Origin of the sequence: Capnocytophaga sp. FDAARGOS_737 (assembly GCF_009730375.1) — a bacterium.
GTDB classification, from domain to species: Bacteria; Bacteroidota; Bacteroidia; order Flavobacteriales; family Flavobacteriaceae; genus Capnocytophaga; species Capnocytophaga leadbetteri.
The window spans coordinates 1,155,381-1,178,987 of sequence record NZ_CP046316.1 but is presented as its reverse complement, the minus strand read 5'-3'; the positions used below and the strand labels follow the sequence as shown (position 1 = coordinate 1,178,987).

Annotated in this window: 20 protein-coding genes; 5 read left to right on the top strand and 15 right to left on the bottom strand. The window is 37.4% G+C overall.

Annotated elements, in window-relative coordinates; translation table 11 throughout:
• Window positions 1–20: 20 nt before the first annotated feature.
• The 8 genes from FOC45_RS05180 to pyrE form a co-directional block, all read right to left on the bottom strand.
• Window positions 21–326, bottom strand: coding sequence for a DpnD/PcfM family protein (locus FOC45_RS05180; protein WP_009392939.1), 306 nt, complete (start codon window positions 324–326; stop codon window positions 21–23).
• The gene (locus FOC45_RS05175; RefSeq protein WP_009392940.1) at window positions 313–1,092 is read right to left on the bottom strand and encodes a DpnI domain-containing protein; all 780 of its coding nucleotides are present in this window, start codon (window positions 1,090–1,092) and stop codon (window positions 313–315) included. The genes FOC45_RS05180 and FOC45_RS05175 overlap by 14 nt, the downstream gene beginning before the upstream one ends.
• A gap of 9 nt (window positions 1,093–1,101) precedes the next feature.
• The gene (locus FOC45_RS05170) at window positions 1,102–1,458 is read right to left on the bottom strand and encodes a hypothetical protein (protein WP_009392941.1); all 357 of its coding nucleotides are present in this window, start codon (window positions 1,456–1,458) and stop codon (window positions 1,102–1,104) included.
• 2 nt (window positions 1,459–1,460) lie between these two features.
• A complete protein-coding gene (locus tag FOC45_RS05165) occupies window positions 1,461–1,742 on the bottom strand; it encodes a hypothetical protein (RefSeq protein ID WP_009392942.1) in 282 nt (93 codons plus the stop codon).
• A 12-nt stretch (window positions 1,743–1,754) separates the two neighbouring features.
• Window positions 1,755–2,822 (bottom strand): chorismate synthase, encoded by a 1,068-nt coding sequence (aroC, locus tag FOC45_RS05160; RefSeq protein WP_009392943.1) that lies wholly within the window; start codon window positions 2,820–2,822, stop codon window positions 1,755–1,757.
• Window positions 2,823–3,215, bottom strand: a complete 393-nt coding sequence (locus FOC45_RS05155) for a hypothetical protein (protein ID WP_009392944.1) — start codon at window positions 3,213–3,215, stop codon at window positions 2,823–2,825.
• Between the two features lie 42 nt (window positions 3,216–3,257).
• The gene (locus tag FOC45_RS05150; protein WP_009392945.1) at window positions 3,258–4,028 is read right to left on the bottom strand and encodes a DUF695 domain-containing protein; all 771 of its coding nucleotides are present in this window, start codon (window positions 4,026–4,028) and stop codon (window positions 3,258–3,260) included.
• A gap of 289 nt (window positions 4,029–4,317) precedes the next feature.
• A complete protein-coding gene (pyrE, locus tag FOC45_RS05145; protein WP_009392946.1) occupies window positions 4,318–4,959 on the bottom strand; it encodes an orotate phosphoribosyltransferase in 642 nt (213 codons plus the stop codon).
• A 6-nt stretch (window positions 4,960–4,965) separates the two neighbouring features.
• Here pyrE and FOC45_RS05140 point away from each other — a divergent pair, with 6 nt between their 5' ends.
• From FOC45_RS05140 to FOC45_RS05120, 5 genes are all read left to right on the top strand, one after another.
• The gene (locus FOC45_RS05140) at window positions 4,966–5,553 is read left to right on the top strand and encodes an NUDIX hydrolase (protein ID WP_009392947.1); all 588 of its coding nucleotides are present in this window, start codon (window positions 4,966–4,968) and stop codon (window positions 5,551–5,553) included.
• 91 nt (window positions 5,554–5,644) lie between these two features.
• On the top strand, window positions 5,645–8,047 hold the full coding sequence (locus FOC45_RS05135; protein WP_009392948.1) for a TonB-dependent receptor domain-containing protein: 2,403 nt from the start codon (window positions 5,645–5,647) through the stop codon (window positions 8,045–8,047).
• Between the two features lie 21 nt (window positions 8,048–8,068).
• Window positions 8,069–8,446, top strand: coding sequence for a fluoride efflux transporter CrcB (gene crcB, locus FOC45_RS05130; protein ID WP_009392949.1), 378 nt, complete (start codon window positions 8,069–8,071; stop codon window positions 8,444–8,446).
• Between the two features lie 374 nt (window positions 8,447–8,820).
• Window positions 8,821–10,068, top strand: coding sequence for an OmpA family protein (locus tag FOC45_RS05125; RefSeq protein ID WP_009392950.1), 1,248 nt, complete (start codon window positions 8,821–8,823; stop codon window positions 10,066–10,068).
• A 264-nt stretch (window positions 10,069–10,332) separates the two neighbouring features.
• Complete coding sequence (locus FOC45_RS05120; RefSeq protein WP_009392951.1) at window positions 10,333–10,947, top strand: DUF4230 domain-containing protein; 615 nt, start codon at window positions 10,333–10,335, stop codon at window positions 10,945–10,947.
• Window positions 10,948–11,036: 89 nt separating this feature from the next.
• On the opposite strand, the gene FOC45_RS05115 is transcribed toward FOC45_RS05120, so the two are convergent.
• The 7 genes from FOC45_RS05115 to FOC45_RS05085 all read right to left on the bottom strand — a co-directional run bounded on the left by FOC45_RS05115 (window position 11,037) and on the right by FOC45_RS05085 (window position 23,555).
• The gene (locus tag FOC45_RS05115; protein ID WP_009392952.1) at window positions 11,037–14,213 is read right to left on the bottom strand and encodes an efflux RND transporter permease subunit; all 3,177 of its coding nucleotides are present in this window, start codon (window positions 14,211–14,213) and stop codon (window positions 11,037–11,039) included.
• A gap of 150 nt (window positions 14,214–14,363) precedes the next feature.
• A complete protein-coding gene (locus FOC45_RS05110) occupies window positions 14,364–15,818 on the bottom strand; it encodes an aminoacyl-histidine dipeptidase (protein WP_009392953.1) in 1,455 nt (484 codons plus the stop codon).
• Window positions 15,819–15,880: 62 nt separating this feature from the next.
• Entirely contained in the window at window positions 15,881–18,070 is a 2,190-nt protein-coding gene (locus tag FOC45_RS05105; protein WP_231121909.1) for a patatin-like phospholipase family protein, read from the bottom strand.
• A gap of 109 nt (window positions 18,071–18,179) precedes the next feature.
• On the bottom strand, window positions 18,180–18,773 hold the full coding sequence (locus tag FOC45_RS05100) for a hypothetical protein (protein WP_009392958.1): 594 nt from the start codon (window positions 18,771–18,773) through the stop codon (window positions 18,180–18,182).
• Entirely contained in the window at window positions 18,767–19,852 is a 1,086-nt protein-coding gene (locus tag FOC45_RS05095) for a methylmalonyl-CoA mutase family protein (protein WP_009392959.1), read from the bottom strand. The genes FOC45_RS05100 and FOC45_RS05095 overlap by 7 nt, the downstream gene beginning before the upstream one ends.
• The gene (locus tag FOC45_RS05090; RefSeq protein WP_155846605.1) at window positions 19,849–21,123 is read right to left on the bottom strand and encodes an NAD(P)/FAD-dependent oxidoreductase; all 1,275 of its coding nucleotides are present in this window, start codon (window positions 21,121–21,123) and stop codon (window positions 19,849–19,851) included. Before FOC45_RS05090 ends, FOC45_RS05095 begins: the two co-directional genes overlap by 4 nt.
• Before the next feature lie 47 nt (window positions 21,124–21,170).
• Window positions 21,171–23,555, bottom strand: a complete 2,385-nt coding sequence (locus tag FOC45_RS05085; protein ID WP_009392961.1) for an RND family transporter — start codon at window positions 23,553–23,555, stop codon at window positions 21,171–21,173.
• Between the last annotated feature and the right edge of the window lie 52 nt (window positions 23,556–23,607).

The following is a 23,607-nucleotide window of genomic DNA, read 5'->3' as shown; positions in this document are numbered from 1 at the left end:
AAATGGTTTTTATTTTTAGTCTAATCTATCAAGTTTTTTAGTTTCTTTATTTTAGAAAAAATATGATTATCAGGTTCTTCTAATTCTTCAAAATGTTTTTTCTCTTCTATATATAAATATTCTATAATTTCTTTTATTAGAATTTCTTTTTCATTCATTAGGGTTTGGGGTATTATTTTTTTATCTACAAAGTCGTTATAATCTAAAACTATTTCCTCCTTTCTGTACATTTGATTTACTTTCTCAATAGCTTCTTCTATATTTTCGGCTTGAGTTTCAATAGTTTTTGATAATAATTCTTGAATTTCAATCTTAAATGTTTCCATATTTTACTTTTTTATAGTTACCACGCCCAATAAATTCAATAATTTCTTTATCTCTTAAAAGTTGTAGCTGTTGTCTTATTTTATCTTTGATGAAATTATTATTTGGATATTTTTGCTTTAATTTTTGTTCAAATTTATAGACCTCATCAAGAGTAAAATACTCTTTTCTTATGGTATCTACACAAGCCATAACATCTAAAAGCCAACCTTTTGATTCTTTATTTTTTAATCGCAAGAATAAGGTTTTTCTAAAAGTTTCTTTTACAATATCTCTGTCTATAATTTGTTCATTCTTAACTAAAAATACCTTTCCTATATCAACTATTTTTGAGATATCTATATTACATCCTATCCAACCTGCTCGTTGGGCAGTTTCTGCAAGTGGAGGTCTTTTTATGATAATCTCAGGTATAAAAAATTGCTTAGGTATAATCAGAAAATTATCAACAGTCCAGCTTTTTGTATAAGTCAAAAAGAAAAAATTAGGATTATTTTCAGAGTTTATTCTTTCTATCATTGTAGAATAAGCACCATCTGTAATAGTTTTTGACAACTTCCCATTTTTGCTTTTCAATTCAAACTCTTCTTTACAATTATTACAATAAAAATCAGCAACTGGACGATTATTTTCAAACTCATTTAATGGTAATGTTCCACAATTTGGACAATAACAATTATTTAAAACCCAATTCTCAGTCAGTAACCTTGCTATTTGGGAGTTATTTTTATAGCCATAAGCTAAATTTACATTCAATGCTAAGTTCATATTTTTTAATCATTGATAACCCAAATCCTCTCCATCTTCATCTTGAAAAACGATAGGGGTTTGCTTTCTTATCCAATTTAAAAATTGAGTGAGGGTTCTTTCTATACTTGGGGGGTGTGCACTGATTTCTATAAAAATATAGACCTCTTGATCTAAAAAGATACGTACACTATATGGCCAATCAGTTGGAGGAGGTTTACTCTCAGTACCTTTTAGCCAATATTCACCTTCTTTCATTAGATAGTTGCCTATTTGTATTGGATGACCCACATAAGTATCTAACAGAAAAATTTGTTCTCTGATTTCTTCTTTATGTTTTTGATACCAAGTAGTATCTTCAAATATTACATAAGCTTCTGCGGACATAATTAATATGTAAAAAATGAAAAACGTACAATTTCTTTATTTGTCCAAGCCGATAGAATGACTATTTGGCAAATGGTATCATTTTCTTCTTTCCAAAAAGAAGAACGTATTTCACTAATATCTTCATTAAGATAATTCTGAAATGATAATGCAATGACATTCTCAAAAAGGTGCTTATGTATTGTATTTTGATAGTCTTTTAATGCTAATAATAAGATTCCTTTCTGATAAGATACATCTACTATTTGTGCATCACTCAAATTATTTTTGAGTATATCAAGCATAGTTAATACACCTTAAAATGTTTTTATAGTCTCATTAATCAAGCAAAAATCTAATAGTACCATTGCGGTCATTGCTTCTACAATAGGGACGGCACGGGGTACTACACAGGGGTCGTGCCTGCCCTTGCCTTGCATCTCTACAATGTTGCCCCTGCTATCGAGGGCGGGTTGCGATTGCATAAGGGTAGCTACAGGCTTAAAAGCCACCCGAAAATAAATATTCATACCATTGCTAATGCCCCCTTGTATGCCCCCTGAATAGTTGGTTTGGGTAGTGCCATCGGGGTTGAAAAGGTCGTTGTGCTGACTGCCTCGCATTGTAGTACTCGCAAAGCCACTGCCATACTCAAAGCCTTTTACGGCATTGATAGAAAGCATCGCCTTGCCGAGTTGTGCGTGGAGTTTATCAAATACAGGTTCGCCCCAACCTATAGGTACCCCTTTTACCACACAGCTTACCACTCCGCCCACCGTATCGCCCTCCTTGCGTATGGCTTTGATATAGGCTTCTATTTGCTCGGCTAAAATAGGGTCGGGACAGCGTACGGCATTGGTTTCGGCTATGGCTAAATTGAGGTCGGTGTAGGGTTTAGTAAGGGTAAGCTCGCCTACACTCGACACATAAGCGTTAATTTGTATTCCTTTGATTACCTGTTTGGCAATAGCTCCTGCTACCACACGGCTGACCGTTTCGCGTGCTGATGAGCGCCCACCGCCGCGAACATCGCGAATGCCGTATTTCTGTTGATATACATAATCGGCGTGGCTGGGGCGGTATACCTCGGCTATATGGGCATAATCGGCTGAATGCTGATTTTCGTTTTCAATGATAAAACCAATGGGCGTACCGGTAGTTTTACCGTCTAAAATACCCGAAAGAAAACGCACTTTATCGCCCTCTTTGCGCTGGGTAACAATAGCCGACTGCCCTGGACGACGGCGGTCGAGTTCGTGCTGTATGGCTTCAAAATCTAAAAGAATATTAGGGGGACAGCCATCGATGATGCCTCCTAATGCTTCGCCGTGCGACTCGCCAAAGGTGGTAAGCCTAAAAAGTGTACCAAAGCTATTGCCTGCCATTTATAAGTCTTTCATTTTAGTTACTAATACTTCTATAAACTTGCTAATAGGCGTTTTGACCATCATAGCCATTACAGGATTAAAATCCCCTTTGAAGAGTAGTTGTACTTCGCTTTCCTTATCTGATACTTCAGCAATATTGGTAGTAAGCTGAAAAGGAATTTTGCCATTCGCTTCGCCTAATACTAACTGACTATGGGGGGTGGCGCTTTTCTTTTCTAACGAAATTTCGGGCATTCCCTTAAGGGCAAACACAAAAGAAGTGTCACTAAGTTTTTGAAATTTGCTGATGTTGTCGGGCATCAGGCGTTCAAAGGTTTCTACCTTTTCTAAAAGAGCAAAGAGGTCTTTTGCACTTTTGGGGACAATTGTTTTTGGGGTTTCTAAATTCATTGGATAATTTGCCGATTTGGTGCGAGCCGCACGAGCGATTTATTATTTTACTAAAACGGTTTCCCAGCCATCGTACTGGCCATTGGTATCGAGGGCTACATCTATCAAATCCCAAGTGTCGCTATTAATATCATCGACTGTATTTACTTTAGAAAGGATGAGATGATAGTAAGCCTCTTGAGAAGTATCGCCTTCTTCGGGCTCTACCCTACCGCTATCTTCTACCTTATACCCCAAAGCTATTACTTTGCTAAGGGCGTTGTTCATATCCTTTTCAGTATCAAAATACAACCAATGCTCTATAGGGCGCTGTTGGTCGGTATGGTCGCCTGACTCTTCACAATGGCGCTGTACCTCACTATTTTTGATGCTTTGATATTCGTAGATGTTTGGGTACAAAAACTCGCTGTAAGTCTTCCATTCAGGGTCAGTAACTACTTCTACTTCAGCTGTATAGTCGGTTGTATTAAAAGCCTCTTCTAACAAAGGGACTAAGGTAGCAGCATCTTGAGAATAGAAATACCAAGTAATACTTCCTTCAAAAGAAAAAACAGCTGCTAAAAGGTCCGTTTCTTTCAACTTAGGTATCAAAAGGGTATCTTCTATGTTATACAAAACATTACGCTCTTTGTCGAATGAAAAACCATTTTGATCAGGATTTTTAAGAGGGACACTTACTTGTACACAATAAGTAAATTGTGGGAGAGGTAAGTCAATTTCGCCAAGACCTAAGTTGACGCGAAACATAGCAGGCTTATCTTCTACTCTACCAATGTAGACAGCCCAGTTTTCAGGGATTTCTATTTTTTGCATAGTTATTTTTTTTGTTAATGTTTTTCGTATTTTATTGCGAATCTTTCAATTGTGTGGCAAAGTGGTTAAACGGTTGAAATTCAGTGTTGTATCGTCTTATGTTCGGTATATGTTCGGTATGTGTTCGCTCTTCCTTCGGTGTTGCTATATCCTTCCTATATCCAAAAAAAGGTAAGTTAATTGTTAAAACACTGATTATCAAGGGTAATTATTTTTTCGATTTACTATTTTGCCAATTATAGATTTATTGAAAGATTCGCAATGTTTTGACTAATAATTTGTCGATTTGTTAATTGCGCCACGTGTCAGGGCTTTTGCGCCATTCTTTGAGGGTGTCGAGTTCGTGTTCGCCAATATAGCCTATTTCTAAGGCTTTGACCAGCAGGTGGTCGTAATCGCTGAGAGTGTGGAGGGTGAGCTTTTCGGTTGCAAAATTAGCATTGGCTACCTCGAAATTATACGAGAAGATAGCTACCATACCTAATACCTCAGCCCCGAAGTCGTGGAGGGCTTTTACTGCATTGAGGCTGCTCATACCAGTGCTGATGAGGTCTTCAATAACAATTACGCGCTGTCCTGCTGTGAGTAAACCTTCTATCTGGTTCTGACGACCGTGTTTTTTAGGCTCAGGGCGCACATATACGAAAGGTAACCCCAAGGCATTGGCTACCAACATACCCATACCAATAGCCCCTGTGGCTACGCCTGCTACTACTTCGGCAGTGGGATAATGGCTTTTTATATAGGTAGCCATAGTATTGGCTACATAATTGCGAACCTCTGGAAATGAGAGGATTATGCGGTTGTCGCAATAAATAGGCGATTTCCAGCCACTCGCCCAAGTAAAATAATTTTCAGAATTCAATTTTATTGCGTTAATTTGCAGTAAAAATTCGGCGGTACTTTGTGCCGTAGTGTTATCTAATATCATAATGTTATGAATGAAATATTTTTAGACGATAAGTCGATTATTTTGACAAATGTACAAGAAAATATTGAGAATGAAAAATATTTTCGGTTAAAAGATGTAAGCCTTGATGAAATCATCGAAGCGCTAAGCCATAAGGGTGTAGATAGAATATACCTCTATCACCCTAAGGCTGAGAAACTTATGAAGAAATTTAAGCAGCTTATCCCCACTATAAAAGCAGGGGGTGGCATAGTGTATAATCAGGAGGGTAAGGTGCTGCTTATCAAACGAAACGGCAAGTGGGATTTGCCTAAAGGAAAGAAGGAAAAGGGCGAAAATATTGCCACTTGTGCACTGCGCGAAGTAGAGGAAGAAACGGGCGTAAAAAAGCTGCTCATACAGCGTTTTAGGACGATTACCTACCACATATTTAAACGCGATAAGCAGTACTTCTTAAAAGAAACTTATTGGTATGATATGACAACTACCTACAAGAAGAAATTAGTACCCCAAACGGAAGAAGGTATAGAAAAAGTATGCTGGAAAGATGAGGCTACCGCTAAAGAATTAGCAAAAAGCTCTTATAAGAATATACAGTTAGTATTTAGTCGTTAGGTGCGAGCCGCACGGGCGATTTTAGTGGCTAGTCGTTAGAATGTTAGTGGTTAGTCGCTAGTTGTTGTATTCTATATAAAACTTTTTAAAAATGAAAAACATTATTTCTTTTATTTGTCTTCTTTTAGGAGGCTCTACCCTTTGTGCACAAACACAATACACCGTAAAAGGTTTTGTGCATAATGCTTCGCTTGAAGGTATTGCTAATGTGGCTATCAGAGTATTGGATGCGGATACTAATGTAATAGTGAATGAACCTGTTACGGGAAACAATGGCCTTTTTAGCTTTTCGTCTGCTAAACGCAATCTGCGTATTTATATCGAGAGTACAGGCGATTACCTATCATATACCGGTGAGCCTTTTTTGCTGAATAAAAATATAGAGTTGCTCTCTATACCTCTCGCATCTTCTCTTACTTTGGAAGAGGTAGTGGTAACGGCTACAAAAAGGAAGTCCGCTGTGTATATGGAGCAAGGAAAAATAGTGTTTTCACCAAAAAATAGTCTTACTCATCAGCAAGGGACGGCTCTTGATGCACTGAAAAGCACTCCTAATGTGGTAGTGGACAATCAAAATCACCTGAGCATTGGCGGAAAAAGCAATGTGTTGGTTCTAATCAATGGCAAACCTACTTATATGCAGCCTGATGATTTGGCAAATTATCTAAAATCTATTCCTATTACACAAATTAAAAAGACAGAATTGCTACTCAATCCACCTGCTGAATACGAAGCGCAAGGAGGGGCTGGAGCAGTGAATATAGTACTCGATAAAAAGACAATAGAAGGGACATTCTTATCGCTGAACAATGGGGTATCGTATTGGTGGAATTTGCGACAAAACACTGAACTACAATTACAACACAGCGTGAAGAAAGGTATTTTGCATTTGGGGTACAATCACCAATTAGGACATTACGCAATGGATTACGGCAGCGAGCGCGTGCAAAACGGACTGCGCTACGAAAGTCCGACTGATGATACTGAGAAGCGCAAGACTATAGCAGGGCATATAGGCTATGATTATTGGCTTGACCAACACCACTCTTTAGGTGCACAACTGGCTGCTAACACGCTATTTGGAAAAGGAACGACCAGCACGACTACTCGCTTTTTCAACGCTTCTAATGTATTGGAAAAAACGCTATCGGGCTATAACGATTACTTTATGCAGAAAGCTAATCACTATAGCGCTAATGTTTATTATACTTTTAGTCCTTCGGATAATGAACGCTATCAGTTAGACATTGATTACGCTTTTTTTGATGGAGGCTCTGGCAATAGGCAACCCAACACCTATCGTTCGCCAGCAGGTGCGATACTTTCTCACGAAACCTACCTATCAGAAAACGATAGAAAAATACATATTTTGGCTACTTCTTTCCGTTCAGAATTACCCTTATGGGGCGGAAGCCTTACGGCAGGAGCTAAGTATTCGCAGGTATTTTCGGACAATAGTTTTCAGTTTTTTAGGCAATTGCCTACCTATAACCTCATAGATGTAAACCGCTCGAATGCTTTTGACTTCAAAGAGCGTATTTTTGCTGTATATGCCCAATATCACTACCCTATTACTGAACGTTTGAGTGCGGAGGTGGGCATACGCAATGAAACTACTTTTTCTAAAGGACAGTTATTGCCCGAAAAAGGGAGAGCTTCCACACCCCAAGAACACCAAAAGCACTATACTAATTTCTTTCCTACTCTTAATTTGCAATACCAATACAGCGATAACTTACAGCTATTTGCGGGTTATAGCACTCGCATCAACCGACCTGAATATCAAAATCTCAATCCGTTTGAATACCTTTTAGACGAACTATCGTATTGGAAAGGTAATCCGTTTTTATTGCCCGAAAAGATACAAAAAGCAACCTTTTCGGCTTCGTACAAAAAGACCTCTTTTACTATGGCTTATAGTTACTCTACCGACTTTTTTAGCAGTATCAATGAGCCTTTTCAAGCTAATAAAATCATTTCTATCCCTAAGAATATAGGCAAGCAGCACCATTTGCTCTTTTCGCTCTATCAAGAGCTAAATTGGGGCAATGGCTATCAGACGACTCTTACACCTAACCTCAGCTATATAGAGAACAAAGGGGCGGTAATAGAGGGGCGCACCTTGCACCTACACAGGTGGCAGTACAGCCTGACAATGCAAAATTACTTTCGCTTGCCTTACCAACTGAAAGGAGAGCTTACCGCCGTTTACAATTCGCGTAGATTGGCGGGTATCAATGAGATAGCTAAGTCTTCTGGCGGAATAGATATTGGTTTGCAACGTCTTTTCTTAAACGACCGCCTTACAGCTACTTTTAGCTTTACTGATATTTTTCACACCCAACGCTGGGATAGTGAGAGTCATTTGCCTAACTTAGACCTCTACGCATACGGTAATAGCGAAAGTCGGCAGGTGAAATTGAACATTACTTACCAATTTGGAAAAGCGAAAGAGGTACACACAAGCGAAGTAGAAGAGGTAGAGAGATTGTAATAATAAATAAACAACTAAAAAATGACAAAAGAAATACTAATAGTAGGAGTTGGTAGCTTTGCAGGAGGTGCCTTGCGCTATATACTCTCGGTAGGGCTTAGCAAGTTAGGACGCTTATGGGCTTTCCCCATAGGTATTATGGTAATAAACATACTAGGCTGCTTTTTGATAGGGGTATTGTATGGTTACTTCAAAAGCAAAGCTACTACAGACCCTGTATTGCCTTTGCTACTGATGACGGGCGTTTTAGGGGGCTTTACTACCTTTTCTACTTTTTCATTTGAAACCGTACAGCTGTTGCAACAAAACGAATTGCTAAAAGCAGTTTTTTACGTAGTAGGGAGTGTAGGATTGGGGGTAGCGGCGTGCTATTTGGGAATGAGACAATTTGGAAATTAGCAAATTAGGAAATTAGCAAATTTGAGGGGTAGATAGGGGGTAAAAGTTTTTCAAAAAAAGTTATCTCAGTTTTTGTTTATTAGACAAAAAGTATTATCTTTGTCCCAAATTCAAACAATATTTAAACAGCATTTAAAAAGATATAACATAAAAAACGACATATAGCGTTTCGCTTACAATTTTCCTATTATAGAAATACGACCAATTTTTCTGAAAATATCAAAAGGAAAAGAGTAGTGGAAATGCCTGCGGTTAAGCGTGGGCATTCCTTTTACCTTTTGATATTGCCTTTGGTCGGGCTTCTATAATGGGTGGTAAGGAATGGCTCACGTTTTTTATTAAACATAGTAATTAACTTTTAATAAATAAACCGTATGTCAGTATTAGAATTACACCCAGAATTAACCGAATATGTAGGTGAAAAATATGGTAAATGGATAATTCCATTTATTTTAAGACGCCCAAGGCTACTTTCTATAGGAGAAAGCCATTATCTTCCTGATGATAAATCCTATAGTGAAAAGGATTGGTATGAAAAATCTTCTGAAGCTTTAGGACTTTCCAAAGATGAAAAAGATTTTACTACAACAAGTAAAATCATTAACAATGATGTCATAAATTCTTCTGTAGCTAATCCTTCTCATAGTATATACAGATTTGTAGGAAATGCTTATAGTAAAAAGGGCTATAAAGAAGGTCTTAAAAATATAGTTTTTACCAACTACTATAAACGTCCAGCTGAGAAAAAAGGAGGTAGTATAAATAATACTAAACTTGATAATGATGTTGCTTTTGATGAACTTATGGCACTCATTAAAAGGAGAAAACCTGATATTATTTCTTTTCAAACTAAAAAAGGTGCTGAAAATTTCAGAAAAACAGCAATAGAAAGAAATAATCTTGAGGCTATAAAAATAGCTGAAAAAGCAGTTGTAACTTCACATCCTGCCTCTCCTCATCATCACAAGGATAAAGAAATTCTCCCTAAAGCATTAAAAGACTACTATCTAAAAGCTATCTGTTTTGCTTTTTTTAAAATGTCTATAATCCTTACCATCCTACTTCTCGCTTTTCTATTGTTTAGGAATTGCTCTTTTGAATCTCAACAAGAACCTACTGTCCAAACAGTTGTAGAAACTAAAGTAGCTGAACCTACGAAAGAAATTTGGAATACAGAGAAAGTGACAGCTGTAAAAAGCTCTTTAAACGGTTGTGAAACACTTACTAATGCTGCTAATTTTAAAACTGAATGGGAGAAAAATTTAGAAAATGCTAAAATCAATGAGGCAAAACAAATCGTTATTCCTTCTGTAGGAGTACTTTTTGAGTTAGGTTCATCTGTAGTAAGTGAGGAAGGCAGGAAGCTAATACAAGAGTTTGCAAGTGCTTATCTCCAGACTAATAAAGAAGTAACTGTACTAATAGAATCTTACACTTGTGATATTGGAACAGATGAAAACAATATGACTCTTTCAAATGATAGAGCTAATGTTATAAAAGCTGTATTAGAAAATATGGGAGTTACATCTGTTGAAGTAAAAAGTTATGGTGAAAGCACATACAATGATCTAAGCTGTAAAAGTAAAGAAGAGCACAGAAGAGGTAATATTTCTGTAAAATAACATTCTCAAAACAAAAACTCCCCTTGCAATCTTCTTTTGCAAGGGGAGTTTTTTTATAGGTAGTCGTAGTCATTATTTCTTTGGATTTTTGTAAAAATAAGCGGATTATTTCTTTGGATTTTTTTGAAAAATGCCGATTTATTTCTTTGGATAATTTTATTTTTTACTTATAACAAACTGACTTACAATGATTTTTGGCATAAGTTTTGCCTAAGGATTTATTAGGCAAAAAAAGCATTGCTCTACATCAATAAACATAAAACAATGAAGAGATTTTTATTAGGAATGGCTACGGCAGCGGTGGTGCTGTTAGTAGTTTATTTTTTCAAGGAGAAAAAAGAAGAAGAAGCGCGTTTGGAGGCTGATTCGGCACTTATACAAACGCAAATAGCCAATGTAAGTAAGTTGGTAGTAACGGAAGGACACTTCACTGAAGTCCTTTCATACGTAGATACTCAAAAATACTTTATGGATTGGTTTTCGTTTGACAAGCGCATCTTAACCATCGTAAATGCCGATGTAACGGTAGGCTATGACCTACATAAGATAGTTTTTGAAGTAAATGAGGAGCAGCGAAAAGTGATTATAAAATCATTGCCAGAAGCTGAGGTGAAGATTTATCCTAAAATGAAGTATTACGACATCACGCAAAGCCAAATAAACCCTTTTAAGGCGGAAGATGTACCCAAAATAGAGAAGAAAGTAAATGAAGTGCTCGAAAAGAAAATAGCTGCTTCTAGCCTAAAGAGCAATGCTCAAGACCGACTTATCTCTGAACTTTCTACTCTTATTTTTGCTACTCGTGCCGTAGGTTGGACTTTAGAATATAACAATACTCCTATAGACAATGAAGAGACAATTAAGAAATTAGCCAATTAGCCGATTTGTCGATTAGTAATAAAAAATGAGCCAATTAGTAAATGTGAAAATCACTAATTGGCTCATTTGCTTATCTGCTAATTGGCTTATTATATTTCGTGTTCGCCTTTGATATCTTTGTGTTCGTAATCGGCAATCATTAACTTTTCGTAGTCGGTTTTAATACCTTTACCAAAGCGTTTGCCTATATTGTCGAAAATCAAATACACTAAAGGTACTACAATAAGTGTAAGGAATAGAGAGGATAGAAGTCCACCGATGATTACAATTGCCAAACCTTTGTTCACCTCAGCACCTGCTCCATTAGCAATAGCAAGCGGAATCATACCTGCTACCATCGCAATAGTCGTCATCAAGATAGGGCGTAAACGGGCATGGTTTGCCTGTATTAATGCGGTTACTGTATCTTCTCCTTCCTGCTTGCGGTGGTTGGCAAAATCCACCAACATAATTGCGTTTTTAGCTACCAACCCGATAAGCATAATCATACCCAAAAGCGTAAAGATATTGAGTGACATATTGGCTAAGGCTAAAGCTATCAGTGCCCCAATAAACGACAATGGGATAGAGAATAATACCACAAACGGACGTGAGAAACTGTCGTACAGCACTACCATCACCATATATACTAATAAGATAGCCGCAAATAGCGATACGAATATGGTACCAAATCCTTCGTCTTGCATCTCTTGGTCACCTGCAAATACAAAGTGTACATTAGCAGGTTTCTGTAGGGTTTCTAGTTTTGTTTTCCATTCTGATACTACGGTACCTGTAGGGCGACCTACGGTTTGTGCTTGTACTGTTACTGAAGGCGACTTATCATAACGCTCTAACTGCGTAGGGCCTGATGCATAATTAATAGTAGCAAATTGGGAGAGTTTTATCTGTTGACCCATAGCGTTGATAAAGGTCATATTTTCTATATCATCTATTGATTGACGATTGCCCTCTTGGAATAGTATGTTGATATCATATTCAGAATCGCCAGTACGGAACTTACTATCATCATTACCATTAAACGCGGTACGCATAGTAGTACCTACTGTAGCTACATTTAGCCCTAATAAGGTCATCTTGTCGCGGTCTAACTCCACGTTTATTTCAGGGTTACCCGCTTCTGAAGTAAGTTTTATCTCTGTAGCTCCGTCAATAGTTTTAAGCAATCCGGCAGCCTTTTCAGCATACTGTTGGGCAGCTTCTACATTATCAGAAGTAACTACCAAAGCAATAGGCGCTTGTTCAGCTCCCATCATTCCGACAGGCACTGTCTTCACTTTAGCATCTACTAAATACTGACTGAGTTCTCGTTTTAGCTTAGCGGCTATCACGTTAGTAGATTCGCTACGTTCTTTCTTATCTATAAGGGTAAGCTGTATTTCTGACTTATAAGCGGTAGCTTGTGTGCTTCCCATACCGCTGGTAGACTGTCCTACAGTAGTAATCATACTTTCTACCAAAGGTTTATTGGTACCCTTTACTTTTAGATTGCGCAGATAATTTTCAGCTTTTTGTGTTATAAAGTTAGTCTGCTCTAAGGAAGCATCTTTATTAAGTTCAAACTGTACTAAAAACTTCCCTCTATCCATATTAGGCATAAATTCAGCCCCTATAAAGCCTGTAGGAATAAGAGAGCAAGAGCCTATAAAGAGGAAGAATACCAAAATGATTGTTTTCCATTTGTTAGCAAATACCCATACCAATAAGTCAGAGAAAAACTGCGTAAAGCGTTTGAGATAACTCTCAAAACCTATAGCTATCTTTCCTAATACCGAATTAGGATTAGCGTGCTCTAACTTACCAACACGTGAGTACAACCAAGGTACTACTGTAAACGACATTAGCAACGAAAGCATTGTAGCAATAGCCACCGTCATACAGAACTCGCGGACAATATTCACTACTATAGAGTTACCGATAGAAATAGGCACGAATACCACCACAATCACCAAAGTAATCGCCATAACCGTTAGTACGATTTCTTTTGAGCCATCGAAGGCTGCGCGGACTTTGTTCTTGCCCATTTCCATATGGCGGTGTATGTTCTCAAGCACTACAATAGCATCATCGACCAAAATACCTACCACCAACGAAAGAGCTACTAAGCTCATCAGGTTGAGGGTAAAGCCAAAGAAATACATACCTATAAAGGCAGCAATAAGTGAGGTAGGAATAGACACCATTACAATAAGAGCGTTGCGCAAACTGTGCAAGAAGAAGAACATCACAACAGCCACCAATACTATAGCTAAGACAAGGTCGAACATCACTGAATTAGCAGCATGTAGAGTAAACTCACTGGTATCTTCTGCCAATAACATCTTTACGCCTTCATTTTTATAAGTCTGCTCTATTTGTTCCATTTTCTTGCGTACTAACTCGCTTACCGATACCGCATTGGCATCAGTTTGTTTAAGCACTTGCAACAAAAGCGTATTTTCTTGGTCTATACGAGCTATTTTTTCAGCTTCTTCTTCAGTATCTTGCACATCAGCAACATCTGAAAGTCGTATCTCTACTCCATTTTGTGAAGCTAAGGTAAGATTACGCAGCTGCTCTACATCTTGAATTTTACCTAACAAACGTATAGAGGTACTATTTTCACGCGTTTTAATTTTACCCGCAGGAATTTCCATATTAGAAGCCGCAATGAGCTGTTGTACTTGCCCTATAGAAAGTCCATAACCTTCTAATTTTTTAGCGTCTACATTCACACGTATTTCACGCTTACGCCCCCCGATGATATTCACTTGTGCAACCCCTGGTACACGCGAAAGCTCAGGTTGTATCTTCTTATCTACTAAATCGTAAAGCTCTTGAGAAGAGAGTTTAGAAGTTACCCCAATAGAAACGATAGGCAAATCAGAAAGAGAGAATTTGCTAAGTGAAGGTTCTTTAGCATCAGTAGGCAAATTAGCTCGGATAGCGTTAATCTTTCGCTGTGCCTCATTGAGGGTGTTATCTACATTGGCATCATTGGTAAGCTGTACTACCACCACTGAAAGACTCTCATACGAATACGACTGTATCTTCTTGATATTCTCTAAAGCAGATACCCCATCTTCAATCTTTTTAGTAACTGTACTCTCAATTTCAGAAGGTGAAGCACCAGGATAAATAGTAGAGATAGTTACCACATTCACTTCAAACTTAGGGATAAGTTCGTAGTTCAATAGTTTATAAGAATAAAAGCCTCCTAATAATAATAAGGAAAGCATTACAATCAGCACACTAGGGCGCTTGATAGAAAGTTTAATTAAGTCCATTTGTTATTCTTTGTAAATCGAGTGCAAAGGTAGTATAAAAAACTTAATAAACAAAAAAAGTTTCCTAATATCAAAATAAAAAACTACCTGAGAAGCTATAAGTATATTACTTCTCAGGCAGTTATTTTTAGATAAAAATCTTATAACCAATTATTTAGCAGGGATATTCTTCAGTATTGATAATAAGAATTTCCAGAATTTCTGTACTGATGCTATATTTACTCTTTCAGCAGGTGAGTGTGCTCCTTTAATAGTAGGACCAAAACTTACCATCTCCATAGTAGGATAGTTAGTACCAAGTATACCACATTCTAAACCTGCGTGGCAAGCTACTACTTGTGGAGTTTCGCCAAAAAGGGTTTCGTATTGCTCTTTTACTATTTTGAGTATCTCAGCATCTACTTTAGGTTCCCAACCAGGGTAGCTACCTGTATACTCTACTTCAAAACCTGCTAACTCAAATGCGGCTCTAATGGTATCTGCTAAGTCATTCTTAGAAGTCTCTGAAGCCGAGCGAGTGAGACAGTAAACATTTATCTCGCCATTCTTTAGCTCAACTCTTGCTATGTTATTGCTTGTCTCCACAAGATCTGCAATACTTTGACTCATCTTGTATACGCCATTGAAGGCTGCATAAATAGCCCTTAGCACATCTCCTTGTTCTTCTATTTCCATTACTCTCTCAGGCAGAGTTGTAGGTGAAAGCAACACATCAAGAGTAGGTTCAGTAACTGCATATTCGTGTTGTAAATCGCGAGTAAGTTGTGCTATTTCTTTCTCGAAGGCTTCTTTTTCGTTTTTATCTACAGTGATAATCGCTACACTCTCACGCGGAATAGCATTCCTAAGACCACCTCCATTTATCTCTGCTATATGTAGGTCAAACTTCTCTGAACAAGTAAATAACAGTCTGTTCATCAATTTATTAGCATTGGCATAGCCTTTGTGAATGTCCATACCACTATGCCCTCCGTGTAGTCCTTTCACTGATAAGGTATAAGCTACAGCTTCTGTAGGAGTAGGTATAGTATCATACTCTCTGAAGGCTGATACATCCACCCCACCAGCGCATCCTATATCTATCTCGTCATCTTCTTCAGTGTCTAAGTTCAGCAAGTAAGCTCCTGACAATAAGCCTCCTTTCAAACCTTTAGCGCCTGTCATACCTGTTTCCTCATCAATAGTAAAAAGAGCTTCTATAGCAGGGTGCGCAATGTCTTTGCTTTGCAAGATAGCCATAATGCTCGCTACACCTATACCATTATCAGCTCCTAAGGTAGTACCATCAGCACGCACCCAATCGCCATCTACTAACATTTTGATACCCTCTGTACTAAAGTCAAATACGGTATCATTATTTTTTTGATGCACCATATCAAGGTGTGATTGTAGCACTACTGTTTTGCGGTTTTCCATACCTGCTGAAGCAGGCTTTTTAATGATAACATTACCTGTTTCGTCCTGATAAGTATCAAGACCTAAACTTTTACCAAAAGCCACCATAAAAGCGATGACTTTTTCTTCTTTCTTCGAGGGGCGTGGCACTTCGTTCAAACTCGCAAAGTTCGCCCACAATTGTTTTGGTTCTAACTCTGTTATTTTCATTACATTTGGTATTAATTATTTTTTTAAAATCTTATCCTTATTCACTATACATACAAACCGTACTAAAACCAATAACCTATATTAAACAACCATACGGCTTGCTTCACTTCAGGCGAATAAGTACATTTTAGTTCCACAGGGCCTAAGAAACTATCAATACTGTAGCCTATACCATAGCCCGAATAATTAGGATACTTATGCCATTGGAAACTCTCAAATAGGTTATTATCTACTTTAGCCAAATTAGCTAATAACAATATGTGTTGTTTTTTAAAAGGCTCTATATCTACTACAAACTCTGATTTTAGGTAATTCTTAGCCCCAAAACTCAAAAAGTCATAACCATAAAAAGATGAATAGTTACCAAAGACATTCTTGTTATTCCCTCCTAAGAAGAAGTCAAGCGAATACACATTAGTACCTCCTATAGTTACCCCTCCTTCTAAATTAACCCGAGCTGCTGTTTTATAAAAGAGCGGAAAGGCAAATGATAGCTCTGTCTTGCCTGTAGTAAATCTGTTAAAATTAGGCATATCTGAGGCAAAAGCATACAGATTGAATTGTGAACTAAAATATACACCACGAGTAGGGAAGAATGTATTATCTAAGCTATCGTATTTTATATAAGAGTAAAGACTGCCAAAATGAGTATTTTCAGCATAAGAAACTACAGTACTCAACCCATATACTTGCTCAGCATCAAATCGTATTTTGCGGTGCTCTGCCCCTAAGCCGAAAACAAAACCATTCCCCAATAATGTTTGTAAATACAGCTGATTTACAAGGTCGTATGCTTCTACATCCATACGGTTTAATTCAGAGCCTTCTATACGATAATTAGAGAGTCTATGTGCGTTTAGTTTACGTTCAAACTGCATAAACCTTGAACGAACCCCATAGCTAATATAAAAGCCTTTATCTACAAAATAATCAAACTGATAACGACTATTATCGCCTACTATAAGATCTAAAGATAAGAAATCACTACTTTGTAAGAAGTAATTACGAGTATAGTTCATTAGAAAGCCCGTTTTTAGCAAATTGTCATAATGTACGCCAAATTTTAAATAGGTGCGCTGAGGGCTTTCTTTTATAAAGAAATCTATGTATTCTCCCTGATCAGTATGCCTAAGTTGGTGACTAACAGAATGAAAGTTGTTTGTAGCCATTAGGTTATCTAATCCATCATTTAACTCATCAAACGAAATCTTGCGGTCTAAATACTTCAGATGCATCTTACCACGTAAGTAACTTCTCGAAAAGTGGTCATTGCCGTGAAAGTGTACTTCTTTCAGGTAAAAAGAATCTATTTTTTGTATAGGTTCTCGTTTCTCTTCGTGTTTTTGATGGGCTGCTATCTCTTTTAAACGTGGTAAGAAGAGTGATGCTGCTATTCGTCCATTATTGATAATTTCTTCTCCTTTATCAAAAGAAATAATATTAAACCCCTCTATATTAGGCTTTATATAAATATCCGTCTCCTTTATTTTTCTGGGCATATTATCCGTCATCGGAAAAGTCGTTATTTGTGAAAAAATACTCAATACCGAATTTATTTCCTCACGTTTTGCTAACGGACTTTGCACATCTACCCCTATAATAATATCTACTCCTTTTTTCTTTATCTCATCTACAGGGTAATTATCCGCTATTCCCCCGTCTGTGAGCAACTTACCATCTATTTCTACCAAATCAAACAATGAAGGAAAAGAACCACTGGCTTTAATAGCTTGTGGCAAAAATCCATTTTCGAGTACTACTCCCTTCCCTGTCTCTATATCAGTAGCTACACAAAGAAAAGGAATAGGTAACTGCGAAAAATCATATATTTCATTTACAGGGTAAAGTAGCTTTACAAACTCATTATAAATACTTTGTCCTTTAGATACTGCACGAGGCAAACCTACTTTGAAGTTATTAAAAGGCAATGCCACTGCATAGCGGTCGTAAAGATACCGCTCGTGAAGTGATTTCGAACGGCGTGATATCTTGTCTTGCAAAAGTTTATCAAAGTCTAAACTCCTAAAAATAGAGTCTAACTCATTAGCCGAATAGCCTGCGGCATACATAGCTCCTACCATTGCCCCCATACTAGTACCTCCTATGTAGTCTATGCGTATGCCTGCTTCCTCTAATACCTTTAGCACTCCTATATGCGCTAAACCTTTAGCCCCTCCCCCACTGAGTACCAAGCCTACTTTTAGGTCTTGCTTTACAGCAGGTTCTTGTGCTGATAGAAGGCTGCAAACCATACAAAATATGACAAAAAGATATAATTTCATTTAGTTATGAAGGCTTAAATTTGCTACAAAGATACAAAAGGTAATGGTAAATACAAAGAAATAATGACTTTTTTCAATACTAAAGTATCGTCTTGCTTATTAAGCTATTGGCTATCAACCAATCATTAGTAGGGGTTGGCTGATAGATGTCACCTACTAAATCATCAGCTTGTACAGCAAGAGCGTAAAGTTGTTCTGAAATATTATGAACCCAGCAAGTGATAGGTATTTTTATTTCTTTCTGTTGATGCATTCCTAAATGTGCCGAAAGAGCTCTTAGGCTGCGTAGATGTGCCATACTCTTAAATACATCTTGCTGAAAGTGCAATAATATACGCCATTGGTCACTAAAAGTAAAATGGGTGTACAACAGCTGCTGAGCTTCCTCTTCCAACAATGCTTCTCCAGCAAGATAAATATATTGTATATCAGTAAGTTTCACTATAGTAGGCAATAGATGCATATCACTAACAACAATTGATTTACAAGGCAATGAAGCTAACTCAAAGGCCTCTATATCAGTAAAAAGCACTTCATTAGCAGAGGTTTCTATTTCCTTATTTGCAGCCCATACTATGGTGCGCAAGGAAGGCGTATGTCGCAAGTGCCCCATAGCGTGATAACCGCGCTCATAAGGAGGAAATCCTGCTATTGATTCGTCTTTTTCTACCATTTTTGTCTTTGTTTTATCTCAAATGGTTCCCACAAGCGCTTAGGCATAAGGGTTCCTCTGTCTGCACTTTTCTTACTAAATGGATAAAGTTCCCATTCTTCTTTCTGATACCATTCTATCTTTCCCCTATTTGCCTCTAAAAAATCCTCACATTGCTTATCAAAACGCTTTTGTGCTTCGTGAGCCTTAGCTATTATCCACTTTTGTAATATACGCTGCTGCTTCATCATTTGTATGCCCCCTTCTTTTTCTATATAGCTAATAAAGCTCTGTGCCTTTTTGTACATCTCATAACTAAGTGCCTCAACAGCATATAGGTCATTTAACAAAGAGGCTTTGCGTGTGGAACAAAGGGAACTAATAAGCGCTATTTGTGCCTTTTCAATGTTTAAGTTACTCTTCTTAAAGAAAAGTGGATTTTTAGGTAGTAGATAGTCACTCCCGCCTAATATAGCAGCCTCGTATGCCAACTGCACATATTGCTCATTATGAAGCGTTTTCAGTAGTGATAATCCCCTGTTTGACACTTCACTTATTAGTTGAAAAGTATGAGTAGGAAAAGTCTCATTCAGTAGCCAGCGAAGGGCTCTAAGCTTGGCTATTTCCAGCAGAAAAGCCTCACTTATAGCCATTTTCACACAGATAGAAGGCAATATTGTTGGCTGTTCTTTCAGCTCAGCTATTGTCAAAGCTATCTGTTGTGCCATCGTAGCACCTGCATTTTGGTAAAGTGTTGTATCTATCACTTCATCAGCAAATACAAATAGTGAAGTTGTAGGCAACCAACTCCTAACTTCTTCTTTTTTCAATTGTTTGTGCAGAGTAAGCAAGAAAAAACCTATATTTTTAGCTTGCCAAAAAGCGATACGCTTCAGGGTTTGCTCTTTATCCGACACAAATAATGATATAGCAGCTTGCGTATCTGTAGTTACGTTAAAACTCTTTTTCACATTCTCAGCGGTATAGAAAGGCAATATGCTTATTTCTTCCTCTGTGGTGTAAATCAAGCTCTGATAGTCTTCTCCTTGTAACTCATATTGTATTTGTTGTTTCCATCGTTTGGCTGCTGTGGGTATCATCCTTTTGCTTTTTCATTAGGGCGTAGCACCATTCGGTACGACTGGTCTTTGCTTATGTAGTAGCCTATCCAGTTGTATAGGGCTCTCATTTTATTGCGGAAATTCACAAGCGACATTATATGTATAAATGCCCAAATAGCCCACGCAAAAAATCCCTTTATAAATATATGCTTAGGTAGGTCTGCTACTGCTTGATTGCGTCCTATGATGGCCATAGAGCCTTTATCTACATAGCTAAAAGGCTGTGGATTTCTAAAATCATTATTAAAATTTTTACCTAAGTTGGCAGCTTGTTGTATTGCTACTTGTGCTAACTGAGGGTGTCCTTCTGGGTAGTTAGGATCTGCGGTCATAATCGAAGCGTCTCCAATAGCGTAGATATTATCAAATCCTTCCATTTTGTTATAAGCATCAGTTTTCATACGCTTCCCTCTTCCTAAATAGGCTTTATCATCTATCCCTTTAAAAGTCTTAGCAGAGACACCTGCTGCCCATATCAAGTTGCGAGCTTCTAAAGTAGTACCATCTGATAAGTGTACCTCATCATTAATAAAGTTTGATACAAAAACACCTAGCTTTAGCTTTACTCCTTTTTTTAATAAACTTTTTTCAGTATACTCTTGTGCTTTCTTCGACATTGGCGAAAGTACTGTCTCTTGTCCATCTATCAGATAAATATCACCTAAATCATCAAAAGTAAGCTCAGGATAGTCCTTACGCATAATATTTTGCTTCATTTCAGCAAAAATCCCTGATAGTTCTACTCCTGTAGGTCCAGCTCCTGCTATAGCAAATGATAGTAGTTTACGGCGTTGTTCTTTATCTTGAGTACGGGTAGCACGTTCTAATCGGGTATAAACTAAATTTCTGAGCATCAGTGCATCGCCTACTGTTTTCATTGGCATTGCTTTCTCTTCTACTTCTTTATTACCAAAAAAGTTTGATTCTGCTCCCGTAGCCATTACTAAAATGTCGTACGAAAGTTCTCCATTGCTTAGTATAAGTTTGTTTTCTGCAGGTATTACTTCTTGCAAAGAAGCCATTCTAAAGCGTGCATTCTTATATTTGCGCAACAAACGGCGAAAAGGATAAGATATAGATGATGGCTCCATAAAGCCTGCTGCTAATTGGTATAAAAGAGGTGGAAAGAAGTTATAGTTGTTCATATCCACCAAAGTAATATGGTATTTACCTGAGCGGTTTAGCTCTTTCACAAGCTCTAATCCTGCAAAACCACCCCCTACTATTACGATATGTTTTTTATTTTCCATAATGATTATTTTTACTTTTATGACTAATTTGTCGATTGACAAATTAACTAATTTTCTTCTTCTTTGGGGAAAATCTCTATTTGAGGTTCTTTAAAAGTTTCTTTATTTGAAATATGTCGCTCTAATGACAGTAATAAACTCGGCAAAAGCAATAGGTTCGTCATCATAGCAAAGAGTAACGTAGCCGAGATAAGCCCTCCTAAGGCTTTAGTGCCTCCAAAACTTGAAAGCAGAAATACTGAGAAACCGCAAAGCAATACTATAGAGGTATAAAACATACTTACCCCTGTCTCTCTTAGGGCTGCATACACCGATTTGCTTATCTTCCAATTGCGGGCTACGAGCTCTAAGCGATATTTAGCTAAGAAGTGTATAGTATCATCTACCGAAATACCAAAAGCTATGCTAAATACTAATATAGTTGATGGCTTAAGTGGTATGCCCAAATAGCCCATTAACCCTGCTGTGATAAGCAGTGGCAAAAGGTTAGGTATAAGCGAAATGATAATCATTTTCACTGAGCGGAACATATAGGCCATTATAAGTGCGATAAGCACTATTGCCAAGGCAAGCGACCAGATTAGGTTGGTTGCCAAATAGCTCGTCCCTTTAGTAAACAAATAGGCTTTACCTGTTATTTTTAGCTCATATTTATCGCTGGGGAAAAGTTTCTGGGCTTTAGCATAGATATTCTCTTCTATCTGTTGCATTTTCTCAGTACCTATATCTTTCATAAAAGTAGTAATACGCGCGGTTTGGGCGGTACTATCTACATAGGCTGACAGCATACTCGCATTGCCTTTTGAATTTTTAATGTACGAAAGAATAAAATTCTGTTCTTGTGTAGTTGGCAGACTGTAGTATTTCGGATTACCATTGTAGTATGCCTGTTTAGCATACTTCACCAAATTCACTACTGATAGGGGCTTCGAAATCTCTGGTATCTCCTCTATATGCGCACAAAGCTCATCTATGCGTTTTAAGGTGGCAAGTTTGGTTACTCCGTTCTTTTGTTTAGTATCTACAGTTATTTCTAAAGGCATAATACCCCCGAAATTCTTCTCAAAATAACTTATATCATCAAAGAATGTTGCCGATTTAGGCATATCTTCTATCAAGCTACCCGATATTTTTATCTTATAAATACCTATAATACTGAGTATCAAGAGTACCAAAGCTGTGGTAAAAACGGCTATACGATGATGTTTTACGGTATTTTCAATAAATTTTATAAGTCCTCCTATCCAGTTGCGAGACAAATGGCGCAAGTGTTTTTCTTTAGGAATGCTCATATAACTGTAGATAATAGGTATCAGCAGTAGTGAAATCAGAAATATAGAAAGCACATTGATAGAGGCTATAATACCAAACTGCTTGAGCAAAGTACTTTCTGTAAAAATAAAGGTAGCAAAACCGATAGCTGTAGTCAGGTTTGTCAATAGCGTAACATTCCCTACATTTCTAATCACTCTAATAAGTGATTTAGCTTGGTTGCCGTGTTTGCTAATTTCTTGTTGATATTTATTGATGAGGAATACACAGTTGGGTATGCCTATCACTATCACCAAGGGTGGTATAAGCCCCGTAAGTATAGTGATTTCGTAGTCAAATAGTCCCAGAAAACCAAATACCCACATCACTGCTACCGACACCACTCCCATAGAGATAAACATCGCCCTAAAGGAACGGAAGAAAAAGAAGAATATAAGAGAGGTAGAAATCAGGGCAGCTGCTATAAAAAGTCCTATCTCGTCCATTATATTTTGGGCACTTAGGGTGCGTATATATGGCATCCCCGAGGTGCGTACCTTTAGTCCTGTGCGTTGCTCAAATTTTTCAACTATCGGAATAAAGTCATTAAGAATGAAGTCTTTACGTGCTTTAGTATTTACAATTTTCTTATTCATATACACCGCTGTCTGCAGTGTTTTGCTCTTAGCATTATAAATAAGTCCTTCGTAAAATGGCAGTTTTTCTATAAGTACTTGTCTTATACTGTCTGCTTGTGCTTGGTTTTTAACCTCTCCTTCTATAAGTTTATGAGTTACCAAGCGTTGTTGAGCAGTATCTTTAACTAATATGGGCAGATTGTTAATCGAAATAACCGCATCTATCTGCTTGTATTTCTTAAGTTCATTACTGAGTTGTATCCACTCATTTAATATCTTTGGAGTATAAATTTTATCATCATCAATAGCCAATAATATCAAATTGCCTTCCTCTCCAAATTTAGATAGGAATCGCTTGTACTCCACATTCACAGGGTGGTCATCAGGCAACATATTCGCTTCAGTAAATGTAAAGCGAATATTTTTCCACTGCAATGCCAAAAAACCTGTAATTAAGGCTATTATGATTAAAAATGTGATTCTATTTCGCAATATTAAGCCAGCTACTGCATTCCAAAAGCTCGCTTTTACCCATTTAAACATTTATATTTTCACTTTAAATATTAGGGTGCAAAAGTACGAAATAATAAATAAT

Coding starts and splice junctions, on each gene's coding strand:
- FOC45_RS05110 (WP_009392953.1), bottom strand. CDS start 15,818: ATGAAAATAACAGAGTTAGAACCAAAACAATTGTGGGCGAACTTTGCG.
- FOC45_RS05100 (WP_009392958.1), bottom strand. CDS start 18,773: ATGGTAGAAAAAGACGAATCAATAGCAGGATTTCCTCCTTATGAGCGC.
- FOC45_RS05150 (WP_009392945.1), bottom strand. CDS start 4,028: ATGCAAAAAATAGAAATCCCTGAAAACTGGGCTGTCTACATTGGTAGA.
- FOC45_RS05090 (WP_155846605.1), bottom strand. CDS start 21,123: ATGGAAAATAAAAAACATATCGTAATAGTAGGGGGTGGTTTTGCAGGA.
- aroC (WP_009392943.1), bottom strand. CDS start 2,822: ATGGCAGGCAATAGCTTTGGTACACTTTTTAGGCTTACCACCTTTGGC.
- FOC45_RS05170 (WP_009392941.1), bottom strand. CDS start 1,458: ATGTCCGCAGAAGCTTATGTAATATTTGAAGATACTACTTGGTATCAA.
- FOC45_RS05085 (WP_009392961.1), bottom strand. CDS start 23,555: ATGTTTAAATGGGTAAAAGCGAGCTTTTGGAATGCAGTAGCTGGCTTA.
- FOC45_RS05180 (WP_009392939.1), bottom strand. CDS start 326: ATGGAAACATTTAAGATTGAAATTCAAGAATTATTATCAAAAACTATT.
- FOC45_RS05140 (WP_009392947.1), top strand. CDS start 4,966: ATGAATGAAATATTTTTAGACGATAAGTCGATTATTTTGACAAATGTA.
- FOC45_RS05115 (WP_009392952.1), bottom strand. CDS start 14,213: ATGGACTTAATTAAACTTTCTATCAAGCGCCCTAGTGTGCTGATTGTA.
- FOC45_RS05175 (WP_009392940.1), bottom strand. CDS start 1,092: ATGAACTTAGCATTGAATGTAAATTTAGCTTATGGCTATAAAAATAAC.
- FOC45_RS05120 (WP_009392951.1), top strand. CDS start 10,333: ATGAAGAGATTTTTATTAGGAATGGCTACGGCAGCGGTGGTGCTGTTA.
- FOC45_RS05105 (WP_231121909.1), bottom strand. CDS start 18,070: ATGGTTTGCAGCCTTCTATCAGCACAAGAACCTGCTGTAAAGCAAGAC.
- FOC45_RS05155 (WP_009392944.1), bottom strand. CDS start 3,215: ATGAATTTAGAAACCCCAAAAACAATTGTCCCCAAAAGTGCAAAAGAC.
- pyrE (WP_009392946.1), bottom strand. CDS start 4,959: ATGATATTAGATAACACTACGGCACAAAGTACCGCCGAATTTTTACTG.
- crcB (WP_009392949.1), top strand. CDS start 8,069: ATGACAAAAGAAATACTAATAGTAGGAGTTGGTAGCTTTGCAGGAGGT.
- FOC45_RS05095 (WP_009392959.1), bottom strand. CDS start 19,852: ATGATACCCACAGCAGCCAAACGATGGAAACAACAAATACAATATGAG.
- FOC45_RS05165 (WP_009392942.1), bottom strand. CDS start 1,742: ATGCTTGATATACTCAAAAATAATTTGAGTGATGCACAAATAGTAGAT.
- FOC45_RS05125 (WP_009392950.1), top strand. CDS start 8,821: ATGTCAGTATTAGAATTACACCCAGAATTAACCGAATATGTAGGTGAA.
- FOC45_RS05135 (WP_009392948.1), top strand. CDS start 5,645: ATGAAAAACATTATTTCTTTTATTTGTCTTCTTTTAGGAGGCTCTACC.